A 17,184-nucleotide genomic window follows, 5' to 3' on the forward strand; every position below is an offset into this window, starting at 1 on the left:
GCTTCTTAGGCTGAGGTCCGTTTGAACCACCCCTGGCCCTTCAGCCCGGCCCACCCAATCGCGGCGGCGACAGCACGTCTTCCGCCGAAATAGTCCGCGCCTCCGAGGGCAGCATGATCGGGATGCCGTCGCGCACGGGATAAGCGAGCTTGGCAAGCCGCGAGATCAACTCGCCGCGCACCGGGTCCCAGGCCAGCGGCCCCTTGGTCAGCGGGCAGGCCAGCAGCTCCAGCAATTTTGGATCGACATTGACCGACTTGCCGTCACGCCCATCCGCAGCCATTGGATCCCCCTTCAGCCATCGGCTCAGCCCTTATTGCAGGCTGGAACCAAAGTCCTCATTCTCGCGCGCCAGCGCCATTTCGGTGATGGCGATCAGCGTCTCCGCGCGGGCTTTCAGGTCGGGCGCCTCCAGCAGCGCCTGTTTCTCGGCCGGTCCGTAGGGCGCCATCATCGACAGCGCATTGACCAGCATGGTGTTCTCGGCGCGGCTGACGCTTTCCCAATCGGCTTCGAGATCGTTGGCCTGCAGATAGGCGCGAAACGCTTTCAACAGCGCCGGCCGGTCGATCTCGCTTGCCGCCTGGTCTTCGGCGAGATCGGTGAGGAACGGCGCCAGCTTGCATTGCCGGAACGGCGTCTTCACCGGCAATTCGCTGGTGATGCGGAAACGGCAGACGCCCTGCAGCGAAATCAGATAGCGGCCGTCGCCGCTCTCGGCCATCGAGATGATGCGCCCGGCGCAGCCGACATTGCACAGTTCCGGCTCGCCGTCGGCGCGCAACGCGCCATTGAGGCTGGGCTGGACGATGCCGATCAGCCGCGCGCCGGCGATCGCCTCATCCACCATCTGCAGATAGCGCGGCTCGAAAATGTTGAGCGGCATGCGCCCGCCCGGCAGCAGCAGCGCGCCGGCAAGCGGAAACACCGGAATGGTTGCCGGCAGATCCTTGCCGACCCGGTAAAATGCGTTTCCGACCTGCACCTTCACTCCTCCGACCCGCTTCGGGTGCGATGTTATCGGCCTAATCTGGCGCGGCGGCCGCCGACCGCAAGGCCCGACAGCCACGGCCCCGGCAATTTGGCCGGCAAACGGCTCAGGAAAACAGCAGCGACGACAATTTGCGCCGTGCCGCCAGCGTCGCCTCGTCGGTCATGCCCCAGGCCTCGAACAGTTTCAGCAGCTGCGCCCTGGCGCCGTCCTCGTTCCACGTCCGGTCGGCTTTTATAATCGCCAGAAGATTGTCGGCCGCCGCATGGCGCTCGCCCCTGGCGTTCTGGATCATGGCGAGGTCGAAACGCGCCTGGTGGTCGCCGGGATTGGCGGCCAGTCGCTGCTCGAATTCAGCTGGATTGCCAAGTGCTGCCGCTTCCGCAGCCAGCGTCATCTTGGCACGCAGCGCGGCAAGTGCCGGCGCATTTTTCTTGGCCTCCGGCGCCGTTGCCAGCAGCGCCTCGGCGCCGTCGCTGTCGCCGGCCTCGAACAGAAGCTCGCCCAGCCCGGCAATCGCCTCGATCGTCTCCGGCGCTTGCGCCAGGATGGCGTCGTAAATGTCGGCTGCGGTCTGCGCATCGCCCGCCGCATGCGCTTCCGCCGCCGCGGCCAGTGCTTCGGCCACCGGCGGCGCACCATTGCCCTTGCCGCCGACCTTGGTGATGAACTCGGCGATCTGGCTCTCGGGGATGGCGCCCATGAAGCCGTCGACAGGCTGGCCGTCCTTGAAGGCGATGACCGCCGGGATCGATTGGATGCCGAGCTGGCCGGCGATCGAGGGATGATCGTCAATGTTCATTTTGACCAGCTTGACCTTGCCGCCGGCGGCCTTGACCGCCTTTTCCAGAAGCGGCGTGAGCTGCTTGCAGGGCCCGCACCACGGCGCCCAGAAATCGACCAGTACCGGCTGTTTGCGCGATTCCTGGATGACGTCGGCGGCGAAAGTGGCGGTCGTGGTGTCCTTGATCAGCTCGCCAGCGGCAGGTGCTGCGCCGGGTGTCGGGCCAAGTGCCGACTTGGCCGGCTCGGCGCCGCCATATTGCACGGACGTGGTGTACTGGCCAGAATTGCCGCCGAATTGGCCGCCAAACGGATTGTTGTTGTCGCTCATGTCGTCGCCCTTCCGATCGCGCCCAGCGGAGCAGCGCGACGTCCTTAACTAGAGGTCAGTTTTCGCCATCCATGTGGCGATCAAGCCGAGACTTTCAAGATAGCAGCATCATGTCCGGTTGCCTCGACGAATCTGATGAGGTCGGCGGACGCGATCGACGTCGTCGCCTCATTGGTCAGCGGATGCGCGTTGACTGTCGCATGTGCTATCAAATCCTGGTCGAGCACCACTTTGACCCGTCTTTCGGTGTCGTTGATCAGCCCGAACACGGTGACCGCGCCCGGAATGACACCGAGCAGCTCCATCAGCATCTCCGGCTTGCCGAACGACACCCGGCCGGCGGCGCCGATCATCGTGTGGATCTGCTTCAGGTCGACGACCGCCTCCTCGCCGACGCTGACCAGGAAGAAATTGTCCTTCTTGTCCTTGAGAAACAGATTTTTCGTGTGCCCGCCCGGTATCTCGCCGCGCAGCGACTGCGAATCGGCCACCGTATAGAGCGGCGGATGGCGCACGGTCGACACTGATATGCCGAGATCGGCAAGAAAGGCGAAAAGCTCGGCTTCGGTCTTCGGCATTGGTGGTCTTCCCCTGTATCGGCGCGCGGCAAAGCCGTTTACGGCCAATGATGCCGCCGAGACAAGACCGTCATGCGGGAAGTCGATGAACCACCCGCGTGGCCGACAAGGTTCCGCCAAGCGATTTGGCGCGACCAAAAAGCCCGTCATTTCCCTGTTGCAATCGCCGCGCTCTTCAGCCATATAGGCCCGGCTTGCGGCCAAAGGGCCGTGTGAGCGGGTGTAGCTCAGGGGTAGAGCACAACCTTGCCAAGGTTGGGGTCGAGCGTTCGAATCGCTTCACCCGCTCCAAATCTTCTTTAGATTTGAAAAGCTTAAAGGGCCCGGGTAACCGGGCCTTTTTGCTGTCTGGCGCCGGGGAGCAGGCGGGGGAGCAAAACAACATCAAGCGAAATTATGTCGCAGTGACCGGAATCGTGCGCAGTGAGGAACTACAGCACGCCATGAAGAGAATTTATCTCGCGCCGCGTTTTGCCACGGCGTAGTAGGTTGAAGTGGGCTCTGACTGCCCAGCCAACGTTACCGCCGAGTTAGCAATAAATTCGAATCCCAGCTCACTCCGGAGGGGCGCAGCCGCATCATGAACTGCCTGCGTACAGCCAAGTTCATCGCTGTCGAATGCCTTTTCTATCTTGAAAGTCTGACTGACCGCGAGACTAAGAGGATCGATACTCTCCTTGTATGACACTTCACCAATATGTACTAACCTTCGCGCTTTGAGATCAAAATCCTTCAGCTGCTCATCAAGAACGCTGGAGTCGACATCAATACCACGAATCTCTAAATTTTCCGGGTATTCTGCAACTAAAGCGGAAAGATTTCCTGTTAATCTCTGGGACCAAGAAAAAACATCGGCGAAGGATGAAAATATCAGGAGTGACGCGTCTCCTATCGTCTTGCTAAAGGCAACATAGTTCTGAATATCCAGTTCACCTATCGTCTGAACAACTGCTGTTTGAAACCATTCAACCCGTACATCGCCTTCGGCATTCCCATATTTTGCGTTGAAATTCGTGTTACCCCGCAAATCCACAAGAACAATATAGTACAATCCAGGACGAAACTGGGTTTTTGCCTCCATCTCGCGAACCTTGCGAATCGCATCGACGGCATGGACTCGTGCGTATATGGGGATGTTGCTGAGTCCGCCTTCGGGCAAATTAAGATACCGCTCAAGAGCGCGTACATCATCGTATAGGCTGTAACTATCTTGCATCCTGCGCCCTCGCTACAACTGTTTCGATGTTAGTTACTATCTGGATGGGTGGTCAGACTAAGCTAGTAATTCGAAATTGTGAACGACTTCCCGTGTAAGCTTCTTGACGTCGCGTTGGTCTGTCCCGGTTTCGGCGAGATCGCATTGTCGATGCTAAGAGCGATCTCTGTGGAATTCAGACCCTTCAAAGGTCAATCTTCAAAGGCGGTTGATTCGGACTTGAACTTGAGCTGCCGGGCGTTGTCGCGAACGACGCTAACTTCGCTGTCGGCAAAGCCATCGTTGGCTTCGGCTTCGATTTCGAGCGTCAGCTTCACCTTCGCACCCTGTGTGCGCTGAAGCTCCATCACGACAGCGTTGAGGATTGCGTCGAACGATTTGACAGGACGGACCATGTCGAGCTCGACGGAACCATAGAAACGTCGAGGCTTGCCCGGCGCGGTCGATGGCGTCACGCCAGGGTCGGAAGTGCCCGGCTGGGGCGTAGAACCAGGCGATGACCCTGACTTTGGCTGCGGCGCCGCCGCGCCTTCGTCCTCTAGTTGCTTCTGCGCCTCGGCTTCTCGGACGATCATCGCCGTCGGAGGGAGGAATTCAGGAGGGTTTTTTGCCCAGATGAGCTTATGGTACTTTCCCGTCGCCTCGTCGAAGCCGTCGGCATAACCGAACTGTGGATCGAATTTCGCGACAGCATCGCGAATCGCGCCCTCCAGGACGACCCTATCGCGCACCTTTGGCAGATAGACATACGCCGCAAACCAATCGGCGATTTCGGCGATCGATAGGTGCGGGCGATCTTCTGGCCAGATCGGACTGAGCGCAAGCCAGAGGCGCTCAGTGCCCAGCTTCTCAAGGACAATCCCATCGGCCTTTGCCTTGTCGTAGACGACGTGTGGGATCGCTGCCCTGTCGCGAGACGAGATTAGGCTGTGTTCGAGATCAAAGGGTTTTCCCGCTGTAGCGCTCTTCACCGGATAGAGAATGTGGCTCCAGGCAGCGCGGATCGCTTTCAACGCCGACTCGCGGTTCGTCTTAGCTTTGTCCTTCGCATCAGCGGCTTGCGCCTGCGTCATTTGCTGCTGAAGACGATCGTCCTTGTCAATGGAGGCCCAGGCGATCGACTTACGCATCACTTCGCGCGCAGTTTCTAGGTTCGCTTCATCAGGAGCGACGAAAATAAGCGTATTTCGCAGGCGTCGCTGGGAAGCACGGCACCGCATCAGTGCGTCAGCCACGGCGTCTGTCGCCGGCGACTTTACGGCGCCTCTCCCGGCATGAGCCAGAGCCGGGCTCAGGATTACCAGCGAAAGCGACTGCGCCTCATCGATCGTCACGGGATCGTCCGGTGCAGCAAAGATGCGATGGAAGCCACCCTTGCTGCCCGCGTCTTCGCGCAATACGTCGGTGATTGCCGCGTCGACTTCGTGATCGGGCAGCGCTTTTGCGCGATCATCGGCCAACCGATTCAGCGTCGGCTGAGTCGAAAACCAATAGCGGCCGGCTTCTTCATAGAGGTAGGTGGCTCGTTCCGTTAGTTCCCGAAGCGCTTCACCGAAGATCGCCAATTGATCGCCCGGCTCAGCGCAGGCGAGACGTAGACCCTGACCTGTGAGACCGGCATTCGGTTGGCCGACCAACGGGGCCGAGCAAATGAATACAGACCGCGCAGCCCGGGTGGCGGCGCGCAGCTGCGAAATCCGTCGCGAAGGATTTGCTTCCATCCGGTTCGGCAGAGAACCGTCCCCGTCGACCTCCTTATCGACGACCGAGCCGAACGCGGGATCGAGCGGATAGAGGACGCTCACTCGGACGCGCTCGTGCGCAACAGGCACCCGCGCCGGCGTGATCAGCGGATCACGCATCTGTCCGTGCCAGAGAACGCCGATAACGTTGGCCATGAAGCGCAGCACGCCGCGCGTACGCTGAAATTTTTCCAGGCTGGCCCAATCCTTTGACAGCCGATCGAAGAGTTCGGGGTGGATCGGGTAGGACAGGCGCAGCAGTTCGAGATAGCGCGCTTCCTTGGTCTCGGGCGGAAATTCGGCAGGGTTTTTCTTATAGAGATCATGAAAGGCTTTAACGGTATCGTCTCGCGCCTTCTCGCCTTCCGCATCAAGGGGCTGGAATAGACGCCGCCTGATGATCTCATAGGTTTCGTCGCCTGAAGCAGGCAGCCAAGCCGATTGTACGCGTCCGAAGATTTTTTCAAGCCGAAGTAGCGCCGCCTCGCCGCGCGGTCCACCGGCCTCGGCATTGCTCTCTGGGAGTGATCCGACGATCAGGATGCCGGGTACCATTTTGGCCGCTTCGGTGAGCGACTGGATGAAGGACAGAAAGGCCTCGAAGCGGTCATCGTCAAGTTGGCGGGCGAACATCGTTAGTTCGTCGAGAAGGATCACGCTCGGCCCAGCGAGCTTGAACACTTCGACCATGAGTTCGGAGCCAGGGCTTGTTCGCGCAGCTTCGGCCTCGGCGATAAGCTTAAGCCCTGCCTCACCTGCGATGCGCCACGCGATATAGCCCCAGAGCGTGTTGACGCGCGGCCCGTCCTTGAGGTTCAGCGACACGTCGGCGCCCTTCGACGAGCCAACAAACACCGCCATCTTCGGCTTCGCCAGCGACTTCACGCCTGCCCGGTCAAGAACCTCTGCCAGGCCGGGAAGGCCCCGCGGATCGCCGCCTTCCCCCAGGTGTTTTACGAGATGGAAGATCGCTAACATGGTGTGCGTCTTGCCGCCGCCAAAGGCGGTTTGCAGGCCAATCACCGGATCGCCGCCGGTGCCGCCAAGCCTTTGCGTCGCCGTGGTCAGGACACGCTTCAAGCCTTCAGTGAGAAAGGTGATGCCGTAGAAAGCGCTCGGTGTCGCATAGCCCTCGCCCGCATAGCCAGCGTCGACCGCGAACAGATCAGCGGCGAACTCGGCTTCCTTGAAGCGGTTTGCAATCACATCGGGGTGTGGCAACGCCACTTCGATCCAAGGCTTCAGGGCCTTGCCGGGTTGTCCATCCTCATCAGCACTTCGAGGCAGCGTCAACGTTGTTTGGGTCGGTGCGGGTGCGGGTACGGTCTGCTGTTCTGGCGCACGCGCCAGTCCGGACTGACGCTGGCTGTCATATAGCTTCCTCAACTCTGCGACTTCGCTCTCTGAAGCCTTCACCAACTTCAAAAGCTGGTGCATTGCGTCAAGATAGCGCAGCGCCTCGTCGTCCTGAAGCCCGAGTGCGAGATGCGAAATGGCATTCCGAGCTTCGAGAGCCATAGAAGCGAAATTGCGCGCCTTATGCTTGTCGGGCCGCGCGAAAGCATCGTCAAACACCTCGCGCCAGCGATCGATCATGGTCTTAACGAGGCCATACGCGTCAAGCGGCGCGTTTGGTGCTCCTCCGGCGGCGCGGCTGGCATAGTGGAGCCAGGTTGAGCCATGGACCGTTTTCATCCGGGCTTCTACGAAAGGCGCGAGTCCTTTCTGCAGATGAAAAAGCCCTCCTTGAACCCGTTGCAGCGTTTCCTTTTCAGCTGACATGCGATCCTCCCGCCGGACCGGTTTCCCATCCGAAACTGCGACCAGCTAACATTTAGAATAATTCCGCTTGCGCGGCAGCAGTCGAAACCCGGCCAGCGGCGGTCGAGGCCAGATCTTCGAGCTTCGGCCACTCCTGGGCGAGTTCGTTGTAAACCAGGGCCTCGGCTGCCCAGCCCTTCTGCGTGGCGATTTCGAAAAGGCGATATGCCAGAGCGCGGGCTTCCGCTGCCTTCGGCCCCATTTCGGCGACAAGCCGCCCAGCCGCTGCGCCACCACCATCCTCCGCGTTAAGGACGCGCGCGGTGTGCTGGACGCATTCCCAGACTGTGAGGGATTTGTCCTTAGCTGGCGTCCAGCCTTTCGGCAGTTCGTCTCGTGGTGTTAGCATAGCCTTGCCTCGGAGGTTTGTAAAAACTTCCGAGGAAAACAAAGTATCCGAGGAAATATTCTTTGCGTTCGCTATAGTAATCAAATCGCCAGACGCACGAGCGTCGAAGCCGTAGTCCGAATACCATGCGAGAGCGACTTGGGTTTCAGCGTCAAAATTTGCATCAAGCTCGTTTTCAATTTCACCCCAAACACGGTTGATTAGAGAAAGCGCAGTTTTCACAGGCATGGCGCTATCGTCGTCCTCTAGGACTTTGGCGTGTCTGGAGAAAATTCCCATGCCCGGGCCAATCACAGACTGCTGCATATCGACCGGGCCGACACCCGCCCTTCGTATTGCGTCGATTGCTGCCGGCATTTCGCGTTTCAGCACGCGAATGAAGTCCGTGCGAGTGATGATTGATGAGGCGGGATCACGTTTTCGGCAAACCAGTACGATAGATGACGCGAGTGTATTTGCTCCGATACTATTTGTACGAACGCCACGTTCGGTTCGCATGGGCCAAGTCCCATCGAGAACAAAACCGTTGTCGATCACGGACTGTAGAAAAGACGCCCATCCTGCGGATGTAAGCCCTTCTTGAGCAATCTCGGTTTGCTTGAAAGCGTAGTAGATCGCAACTGGCTCTTGATCGGTCGCCGCCGCCTTTATCGCCGCGAGTGCCCCACCCATTCCGTTCATGAAAAACGCTTCGGCCTGATCGCGACCGCCGTGACGATAAGGTGTTGCGACTAGCTCGTCTTCTTTTGGAACGGATAGCCTTCTATACAAATCAGGCCACACATTGCTCAGTGACCTACGGTGCCAAACATAGAAAAAATCTGATAGGTCCGCATACCCAATGTTGTCGTAGTATGGGGGATCGGTTGAGATGACCACCGGCCTAACTGGGTAGCTGTTTTTTTGCGCAGTGACCTGGCTTATTGATCCAATACCCGTCGCGTTAACTCCCTCCAACGCAGCCGAAGTCCAAGCAACCGAGTTCATGAAATTTCCGGTTGAATCACTAAACGGATTGCATTCCGGAAATGTCCAAACCATTGGAATAGCTTGTCGGGCAAACGTATTCCTGATGAACTCTCCAGCTTCAGCCCAAGACGTTACAGAGCTCCAAGCGTCTGTGCAGCGCCCGACCACAAGAGCCAGATATGTCGCAACGGCATCCGCGTAAGCTTGTTTACCTCGTCCGTCCAAACTTAGGGGAACACTATCTGAAGGAACGGTGACTGGTTCTAGGTCAGACAAAACCTTGGAACGTACATCCCGTATCAGATCAGAGAATGTGCTCAGCGCTAAGAACTGCCTCGCTGTAAAAAGGTCACGGAAGGTCGGAAGCCCATAGAGCTGAGTCCGAAAGTCACGCGTATTCGGAGCAATATCGACGGATATAACCTGATCTTCGGCTTTTGATATATCTCCTGCTGTCTCATGTATTGGCGAAGGTGTTGAGTAAGACCGGCCGCGATTGCCCTCGGAAACAATAGCTAAGAGCCGTTCGCCCAGCCCTGAACTGAAACCCATGTTCCGAATATAGTCAAAAGGCATGAAGGTTCCGGTCAGAAGGCATGTTCCACCTGACCGCGACATTGTACCTTTCTTTAGCTGCTCCTCCTGAGCCTTCGTTATCCTCCCACTCCGAACTTCGAACCGATATCCGTCGGGAGCATCTGGATCGATGATGGGTTCGGCCCAAGCCTTTTTGCCTTCCTTTGTTGAAAGCATGAACGAAGACACAAGAGGAACCATGGCACCCTTGGCAGCGGGGTCCGGCGATCGCACTGTTCGCGCCCATAGCCAGGCAATTACCGTTTCCTCGGCGCCGTCAGCTAACGTAGCTTTCGGGTAGTGAAGTCCTATCTGTTTTTTTGCTTCGTCGCGCATCCATTCGCCGTAGTAGCGAACATCATCTGCAAGACCTTGCGCGCGTTTCCAGCCGCGAACTTCGCCGTTCTTGGCCTCTGCGCGAGCACTTGGGTTAACCGGAGGCTTACCTGCGAACAGCGGTGGTATTTCTACCAAAGCCTTGCCGATCAGAACCGCAACTGGGTTTAGGTCTGACCCGTAGGCCTTGAGCCCCAATCGCTGCGCTTCCAGTGGGATTGAGCCTCCACCCGCAAATGGATCGTAAACCGCCGGAGCCTTGGTTTGCAGGTAGTCCAGGATCGCCTTGCCGTCGTCCTTCGCGGGCGGCTCTTCGCCGAAGCCCCAGGCAACGGTGCGCGCGATTTCCCACCGGGCGGCGTTCAGGATCGTCTCGTTGTTTGAGGCTTCCCATGGCACCATGTCCTCGATGATACGATGGAGCCGCCGACGCTCAACGTCCTGGGCTTCCTTGGTGGGAAAGCGATCGGGCCAGCTGGAAGGGTCATCTACCATCTGCGCGAATAGCACCGCCCGGCATGTCGCCAAGGGCTTTCGCGACCACCAGAGATGCAGAGTCGAAGGGTGCCCGTGCCGGATCGATTTTTCGCGGGCCGAGGCAACGTTGATCGCTTCGAGAGGGATCGACACCTCGATGAGTTTCTTGCGTGGAACCGATACCGTCATCCCAAACCTCAATTTCTTCCCCACAAGGGCCGGTTCGGCTCGCACGAATCACGGAAGGCCTACGAGGGAACCAGGCCTCAAGCAGGCCCCGAACCTAGCGATAGCAGATCAGCCACATTGAACACCACCGCCGTTTCCGCAAACCCCAGTTCTCTATTGAAGAATCGGCGAACGTAGACGGGTTCGCGGACGAAACCGGCATCGATCTGAACAATCGCAAGAATAAAGGCCTCGGCGACATTCAGGGACGCCAGTATTTCGTTCTTGGTCAGAATGACATCGCGGCCTTCGGCATGGCGTCCCTTGACCTCGATAAAGCGAAGATGGCTCGCCTTCACGTCACGGCTTTCGATATCCCAGCCCTTCTTCTCGGCCGACACGTCCCTGGGTTCATGGCCAAGCGCGCGCTCGGCCGCGAACACAGCTTCCATGGCTAGGCGCTCGGTTTCGGCGCGCGCGATAGGGTCTTCTTCGAACACGTTCGGCTTAGTTGCCTGGGCGGACGGCACCTTGGCTTTCAGCAGCCCGCCGGGGATCACGAGGGCGGCGCCTTTCAGAACAGGCGGCAGGGCCGAAATCTGGCGCTCGCGGTCTAGCTCCGATTGGCGGCGATGGAGCCGCTCCGCGAGGCGGGCGGCTGTCGCTTCCGCATTCTGGGCGTTGATGCGCTGTTCCTTGCCCGCGCGCTCTTCTTCGCGAAGCCGGGCAGCACGAGCATCCCAATAGTTTATCTCGCGATTAAGGCGTGCGCGCACCTCCCGCTCGACCTTGTCGATCTCGACGATCCGGCGCGTCCGTACCTCGTTGAGATGGTCGGGAACTAGCGATCGCACGGCATAGCCCAGTGCTTGCGCCTCGACATTGCCCGACAGCCAGGGTGCGATGATGGCATCGGCTACAGATACACGCTCCTCGGGCGTAATCGGGCGATAATCGAGGTAGGGAGCGGGTCCTCCGTCGGTCGCCGATCCGTCTTCCTTCAAGAACAGAAACTGAAGCCGCTGGGAAATTGCGCGAGGCTCGCCCGAGCGGCCAACCCGTCCGTCACGGATTGCATGTTCGAGATAGATGAGGAGCTTTGGCTCGACGCTTTCGTCTGCATCGTCCACCAGCACGCCGCCTTGGTTGAGAAGCGGCTGGAAACGTTCGAGGATGACGTCGACCAGCGATTCGAGCAGCGGATGCCCGGCGCCACGAGTTCGGCCTGTGGCTGGCCGATGATCAAGGATTTTTCAAAGGTGATGCGCGCGTAACGATCGAGCACCGGATCGGAACGCCCGATCAGCCGGTCGCGTTCTTTCAGGATCGACGGTACACGCAGGATCTCGAACCGGCCTTTTTCGCGTTCGGCAATCCGCCCGCCTAGCATCGTGAAGGCTTCGCGGAAGAAAGATCCTATGAAATGAGGTTGCAGGCGTCGCGCCGCCGCGCGTTCCATCTGCTCGCGGATTGCGGCAACAGAACTCGGGTTCATGCCCTCAGAGGTCAGTTTGCGCTCAGCTACCAGCTTCTCAATGGCATCCACATCGACTGCGCCATCGACCTTTCGGAAAAGCTCGGCCTTCTTTTCTGGGCGGTCACCGTAGCGAATTGCCTCGACTAGGAGATCGCGCAGCGCATGGCCTTCGAACAATTCGCCGAGCACGTCGTAGACTTTGCCACCAAGCGCGGCGCGAGCCTCTTCAAGCTTCTCGAGCAGGCGGCGATAGACCTCGCCTTCGCGCGTATTCGCCGCGCAGAGATTCCAAAGGTGGCAAACCTCGGTCTGGCCGATGCGATGGATGCGGCCGAAGCGCTGTTCGAGACGGTTGGGGTTCCATGGCAGATCATAGTTGACCATTAGATGCGCGCCGCGCTGAAGGTTCACGCCTTCGCCCGCAGCGTCGTTCGCGATCATCACGCGCACGCGCGGATCGGAATTGAAGGCGGCGATGGCACCGCGTCGTGCTTCGCGCGCGATGCCGCCGTGGATCACGACTACAGCCGAAGGATCGCCGACAAGTGCCGCGATTTTCTGTTGCAGATATTCGAGTGTGTCTTTCGGCTCGGTGAAGATCAGCACCTTGCGACGTAGGCCAGTTGCGGCGTCGAGCATCAGCGGCTCGTCGAGAATGGATTCAAGCTCGCGCCATTTTGTGTCCTGGCCGGAAAGCTTGAGCCGCAGCGCGCGCTCTTCGAGATCCTTCAGAATAAGGATTTCAGCTTCAAGCTCAGCAAGCGTGGCGGCTGCTGTCGCATGATCGACGATCTGTTCCTCGGCGGCTTCCGCTTCCGCGCCCGGCACCTCATCAATGTCGTCAGGGTCATAGCTGGGCAGAACGGGCGCGTGGGTTAGAGGCGCCGAACTCGTCTGGCGCATCAGTCTTTCTTCATGCAATCGGTCTTCCAGGCGCTTGCGGCGGCGTTCCAGCGAGCGATGGATCGCCGCCGGCGAGGATGCCAGTCGGCGCTGAAGGATTTGCAACGCGAAGCCGACATTCGACCGGCGCTTGTCGTCGCCAGTCCGATCCGCGCGGTTCATTTCCTCGCGCACATAGGTCGTCACCGCCTGGTAGAGATCGGCTTCGACTGGCGACAATGCGAAGCTAGCGGTATAGGCCTTGCGCTCGGGAAAGAGCGGCGTTCCATCGAAGCGATAGAGTTCTTCTTTAGTCAACCGCCGCATCATGTCCGACACGTCGGCCTTGTGAACGCCTTCGCGGAACCGACCCTCGAACCGGTCTGCGTCAAGCAATCCCATAAACAGCTGAAAGTCGGCTTCCTTGCCGTTGTGCGGCGTTGCGGACATCAAAAGGAAGTTCCGTGTGCGGGTCCCTAGCAGCTTGCCTAACTTGTGGCGCCGGGTTTCCTTCACTTCACCGCCGAAGTACGACGCAGCCATGCGATGTGCCTCGTCGCAGATGATCAGATCCCAATTGCCTGCCGCTTCGAGCTTGGCCTTCAGTTCGTCAGAACGAGCCGCCATGTCCAGCCGAACGATGAGGCGATTCTTTTCGACGAACGGATTGCCAGTGACGGAGGCTTCGATTTGATCGCGCGTCAGAAGATCGAAATGGAGACTGAACTTTTCGGCCATTTCCTCCTGCCATTGTTCGACAAGGCTTCCAGGCGCGACAATCAGGCAACGTTCAAGGTCGCCTCGAATCAAAAGCTCCTTAATCAGGAGCCCGGCCATGATCGTCTTGCCGGCGCCTGGGTCATCTGCGAGCAGAAAGCGAAGCGGCTGTCGTGGAAGCATTTCCCCGTAGACGGCGGTGATCTGGTGAGGAAGGGCCTCGATCTGTGAGGCGCTGACCGCGAGGTAGGGATCGAAAAGGTGGGCAAGCCGAATGCGATATGCTTCGGACGCCAATCGCAATAAACTGCCGTCCGCGTCGAAGGCGTAGGCACGGCCAGCGGTTATGAACTCAAACCCGGTCTCTTCGCCACGATAGACAAGCCGCTCAGCGACTTTTCCGCCAACTCGGAAAACCAGATTAAGTGCGTCGGTTCCGAATTTAGAAACAGAAACGACCTCCGCAATACCTGCGACATCAAGGCCTTTGATTCGCGCACCGGGCTTGATTTCTTCGAACGTGCTCATACGACCAGCCTTTACAGGATAGCGAATGGCTTGCAAGGCGTGCGTCATCCGACGATCGAAAACCGTTCACCTGAGATCTCTGGGTGGTGACCAACAAGTAGATTTGTTTCCCAAACAATCTCCCAATTGCGCATCCAAAATATCCCAGAAAACGATCGCATTTCCCACATTTAGGCAATGACACTTTTCGTGACGGGCTCTATTCCTTTCACACAGAACGGGTGTGGAGATCAGGGACCAAAATGACACTGCTCACTTCCCATGCGCGAATACGATGCGGCCAGCGGGGGATACCGCAAGACCGTATTACTAGTTTTATGGAATGCGCCGATCGTGAAATGCCGGTCGGGAACGGGTGTAGTCTGCTGACGGTAAGCCAGAGGGCTTCAAGGCATGCCCGAAATGGAGAGCGCCTTCGAACCCTCGCGGTAATCCAGGACGGCACCGGAAAGATCCTTACGATTTTTCATCTCGGACGCGGTAGAGCCGCCCGGCGATACAGATATGCTGTGAAGGGAGCTTTGTGATGTCAGGTAAGGTCCTTACGTTTCCGAGCTCGACTTTTTCGCGCTACATCAATGTCTCGTCCGACGGCACCCCTGAGAGTCTAAAGTCTAAGTTAGTCCGCGCTGTCCGTGATGCGGCGAGAGATCCAAAACTCAAGCTTCCTTCAGCGAACGACCCCCTTTACCCTGCTCAGTACGTAGACCGGCTGATTGCAGAAGCTAAGCGTGCGAAGATATCCCAAGACCAGATACGCGCGGCGCTACCAAACGATGGCTCTGTTTCCATCAGGCACATGGAGCGCCTTCGCATCGATCACACGCTTCTACGAGCTGATGCAAAGAAAAAGAACTGGGGACCAGTCTCCCGAAAAGTTCGCCCTTACGTCATAGCAATCGGGACGCTGGCCACCCTTTTGGGGCGATCCACCGAAGACGCCCTATATGAAGCGTTCAGGGATACCACCTTCCTACAGAAGGCTGGTCTTGCCGCAGACGACCCCGCCGTTGAGTTCGCAGACCTCGTCCAGGAGATGGGCTCATGGCTGGCGCGCAAAGAGCCCTTCTCGGCCTACTTTGCGGATTTGTCAGCCTACGCAGGCTGGTTTGACGCGACCATTGAGGAGTTCGTCCCTGGTGAAAGGCCCGCATTGACAGAATGCCGTGAGGACGGGTTCTTCATGTGGCACGATTTTTCGCCACTCCCGTCCATTCCGATTCTCGAAGTTCGGCAAGGCAAATGGCACGGAAAACTGCGTATCGAAAGCAGGCCTGTTGCGGACAAGCGGGCGACCCGCAACGAGGCGGCCGCAATCGTTTCGTGGCGCAACTCGCTTCCAACGATTACACAGTGGCGTGCCATTAAAGCAGAGGTGAATTTATACACGCAAATCGGCCTTGCAATTGGCCCCCTCGGCCGATCGGAAGACATTGGCCCCTGTGGGAAACGCGATCTCGCGTGGAAATTCATGTTGGTGATCGACAGTGTGAATTGACATGCGACCGGTCACTTGTGCCGCTCGCGGCGATACCTGGGGAAGAGCTCGCCGAATATGCCGGCACCGCAGCTCTTCTCCTTGACGACGGCTGGCATCGGGTAACTGGACTGGGATCGCCCGGTTGGCACGGCACCCCGGAATTGGATGCTCAATTGGGTCACTGGTACGATTACGGCCTTTATGTCGATACGTTGGTCGCAACAGGTCGAACTTTTGACAGTTGGTCGAAAAATCAGCCGGAGTTCTGTACACATTGGGATCGAGTAAATGGGGAAACCGTCGCGCAGATAGTAAGTCTGTTGTCCGGGAGGGAAGACCGCCCTTTGCCGTCTGGTAATGAAGTACCCAACCCTCATTCATCAACAATGGTTCTAAGGACGAACAACGGTAAGACTCGGTTACTTGTTAAGCAAATGGGACCGTATGAAGATCGGATTCCCAGCGATCATCGCTTCGTGGAGAAAGGCGCCCGACTTCTAGACCAGGCGCTTTCCACCGGAGCGATTGAGGAAGGCCTCTCAGAGGCCTGCGCGCGCCTGCATGCATTGCTTAGGCAACGACTAGAAGAACGTCGCGCCGCAATCCGCCAGGCAGACCAAGCGATGATGGCTAGATGGCAGCTGCCAAGCGAAGAGCCGAGTGAACCCGGGGAGCAGGACATCTGATGTCACCGACAACATCTGGCCAGACAATGAAGTCATCGCGGTCGATTCAAGAATTTCGGCTCGACTTTTTCCTCGAAGAGGAATTCAACGTCGATTCAGCGTTCACAACGCTATTCTGCCAAGCTTGCGGGCTCGCCGATGTTCGTGTGTCGGTCGAGCGGACCGTGCATTCCCTGTCAGACAAGTTTGGGGAAGCCGATCTGGTTGTGGTTCTGGACGCTGCCGGTCCTCAGGGGGAACGCCAGAAGCTGGCGCTCCTAATCGAGAATAAGATTAACGCCGGACTGCAGCCCGATCAGGCCGGCCGCTACCGAAAACGGGGCGAGTGGGGTGTCGAGAACAAGCTCTGGAGCCATTACACCACCGTGCTGGTGGCGCCAAAAGCCTACATCGACGCCCGGCCTGACGCCGGATTTATGGCGGCGGTCAGTATCGAAAGCCTCAAGTCGTGGATCACCACCGCAGATGCCAATCGGCGGAATTTCAAGCTGGCGCGGCTGGACGAGGCAATTGCCAAGAAAAACGCGACCGGGGTCAAAGTGGTCGATACCGACATGACGTCATTCCGGAAGCAATATTATCGATTTCTGCAAGATTGGAATAAACGCTGCGGAACGGCGTTCATCCTGCCTGTGCCTAAGGACACTTGGTGGGATGACAGTTGGTTCCAAATGAAGGTGGCTGAGCTGCCATCGTGGGCACAGATCCGGCATTTGGCTCGAACAGGCCTTGTCAGCCTGGATATGCGGGATGCTCCCTTCTCCAAGATGGAAGCGGTCGCCGAGCTATTGGACGACGATCTGAAGATAATTCCTAGCGGGAAATACAAGCAGCATACGAGCGTTCAGGTGCGAGTACCAGCAATCTCGTCCTTCGACGATTTTGAACGGGACCGCCAGAAAGTCGAGGTAGCTCTGGCTGTGGCTATGCGCCTTTTGACGGTGTTTCAGATGCACCGCGCGAAAATTGAGAACGCTTACCGCTCCATCTGACGCACCTAGAAGTCCTTCCAAAGACGGCGTCGCTTCCCAGTAGGGCTCGGCAATACTCGATCCTGCGGTTCCGGCGCTCTTGCAA

Annotated in this window: 12 protein-coding genes and 1 tRNA gene; 4 read left to right on the top strand and 9 right to left on the bottom strand. The window is 58.3% G+C overall.

Features of this window, described 5'->3' with window-relative positions; genetic code table 11:
- Window positions 1-40: 40 nt before the first annotated feature.
- From NLY44_RS22010 to NLY44_RS22025, 4 genes are all read right to left on the bottom strand, one after another.
- Window positions 41-283, bottom strand: a complete 243-nt coding sequence (locus NLY44_RS22010) for a Trm112 family protein (protein WP_023672122.1) — start codon at window positions 281-283, stop codon at window positions 41-43.
- Window positions 284-313: 30 nt separating this feature from the next.
- Entirely contained in the window at window positions 314-985 is a 672-nt protein-coding gene (locus NLY44_RS22015) for an LON peptidase substrate-binding domain-containing protein (protein ID WP_023703197.1), read from the bottom strand.
- A gap of 112 nt (window positions 986-1,097) precedes the next feature.
- Window positions 1,098-2,105 (bottom strand): thioredoxin, encoded by a 1,008-nt coding sequence (gene trxA, locus NLY44_RS22020; RefSeq protein ID WP_023736734.1) that lies wholly within the window; start codon window positions 2,103-2,105, stop codon window positions 1,098-1,100.
- An 80-nt stretch (window positions 2,106-2,185) separates the two neighbouring features.
- Window positions 2,186-2,683: a prolyl-tRNA synthetase associated domain-containing protein gene (locus NLY44_RS22025; RefSeq protein ID WP_023672125.1), complete on the bottom strand. Its 498-nt coding sequence runs from the start codon at window positions 2,681-2,683 to the stop codon at window positions 2,186-2,188.
- Window positions 2,684-2,899: 216 nt separating this feature from the next.
- On the opposite strand from NLY44_RS22025, the gene NLY44_RS22030 reads away from it, so the two are divergent.
- Window positions 2,900-2,974 (top strand) — tRNA-Gly (locus NLY44_RS22030).
- A gap of 163 nt (window positions 2,975-3,137) precedes the next feature.
- Here the strand turns inward: NLY44_RS22030 and NLY44_RS22035 are convergent.
- The 5 genes from NLY44_RS22035 to NLY44_RS22050 form a co-directional block, all read right to left on the bottom strand.
- Window positions 3,138-3,899 (bottom strand): hypothetical protein, encoded by a 762-nt coding sequence (locus NLY44_RS22035; RefSeq protein WP_023805908.1) that lies wholly within the window; start codon window positions 3,897-3,899, stop codon window positions 3,138-3,140.
- A gap of 191 nt (window positions 3,900-4,090) precedes the next feature.
- The gene (locus tag NLY44_RS22040; protein WP_023805907.1) at window positions 4,091-7,423 is read right to left on the bottom strand and encodes a DUF499 family protein; all 3,333 of its coding nucleotides are present in this window, start codon (window positions 7,421-7,423) and stop codon (window positions 4,091-4,093) included.
- Window positions 7,424-7,475: 52 nt separating this feature from the next.
- A complete protein-coding gene (locus tag NLY44_RS22045; RefSeq protein WP_023805906.1) occupies window positions 7,476-10,358 on the bottom strand; it encodes a DUF1156 domain-containing protein in 2,883 nt (960 codons plus the stop codon).
- A 77-nt stretch (window positions 10,359-10,435) separates the two neighbouring features.
- A complete protein-coding gene (locus NLY44_RS33005) occupies window positions 10,436-10,789 on the bottom strand; it encodes a protein NO VEIN domain-containing protein (RefSeq protein ID WP_353654465.1) in 354 nt (117 codons plus the stop codon).
- Between the two features lie 548 nt (window positions 10,790-11,337).
- On the bottom strand, window positions 11,338-13,941 hold the full coding sequence (locus NLY44_RS22050; protein WP_353654443.1) for a DEAD/DEAH box helicase: 2,604 nt from the start codon (window positions 13,939-13,941) through the stop codon (window positions 11,338-11,340).
- 526 nt (window positions 13,942-14,467) lie between these two features.
- Between NLY44_RS22050 and NLY44_RS22055 the strand changes: the two genes are divergently transcribed.
- The 3 genes from NLY44_RS22055 to NLY44_RS22065 are packed head-to-tail and all read left to right on the top strand — an operon-like array spanning window position 14,468 to window position 17,099.
- Entirely contained in the window at window positions 14,468-15,439 is a 972-nt protein-coding gene (locus NLY44_RS22055; protein WP_286455001.1) for a hypothetical protein, read from the top strand.
- Entirely contained in the window at window positions 15,403-16,107 is a 705-nt protein-coding gene (locus NLY44_RS22060; RefSeq protein WP_286455002.1) for a hypothetical protein, read from the top strand. Before NLY44_RS22055 ends, NLY44_RS22060 begins: the two co-directional genes overlap by 37 nt.
- A complete protein-coding gene (locus tag NLY44_RS22065) occupies window positions 16,107-17,099 on the top strand; it encodes a hypothetical protein (RefSeq protein ID WP_156941029.1) in 993 nt (330 codons plus the stop codon). The genes NLY44_RS22060 and NLY44_RS22065 overlap by 1 nt, the downstream gene beginning before the upstream one ends.
- The last annotated feature ends 85 nt before the right edge of the window (window positions 17,100-17,184 follow it).

This window comes from Mesorhizobium sp. C089B (assembly GCF_030323125.1).
Lineage (GTDB): Bacteria > Pseudomonadota > Alphaproteobacteria > Rhizobiales > Rhizobiaceae > Mesorhizobium.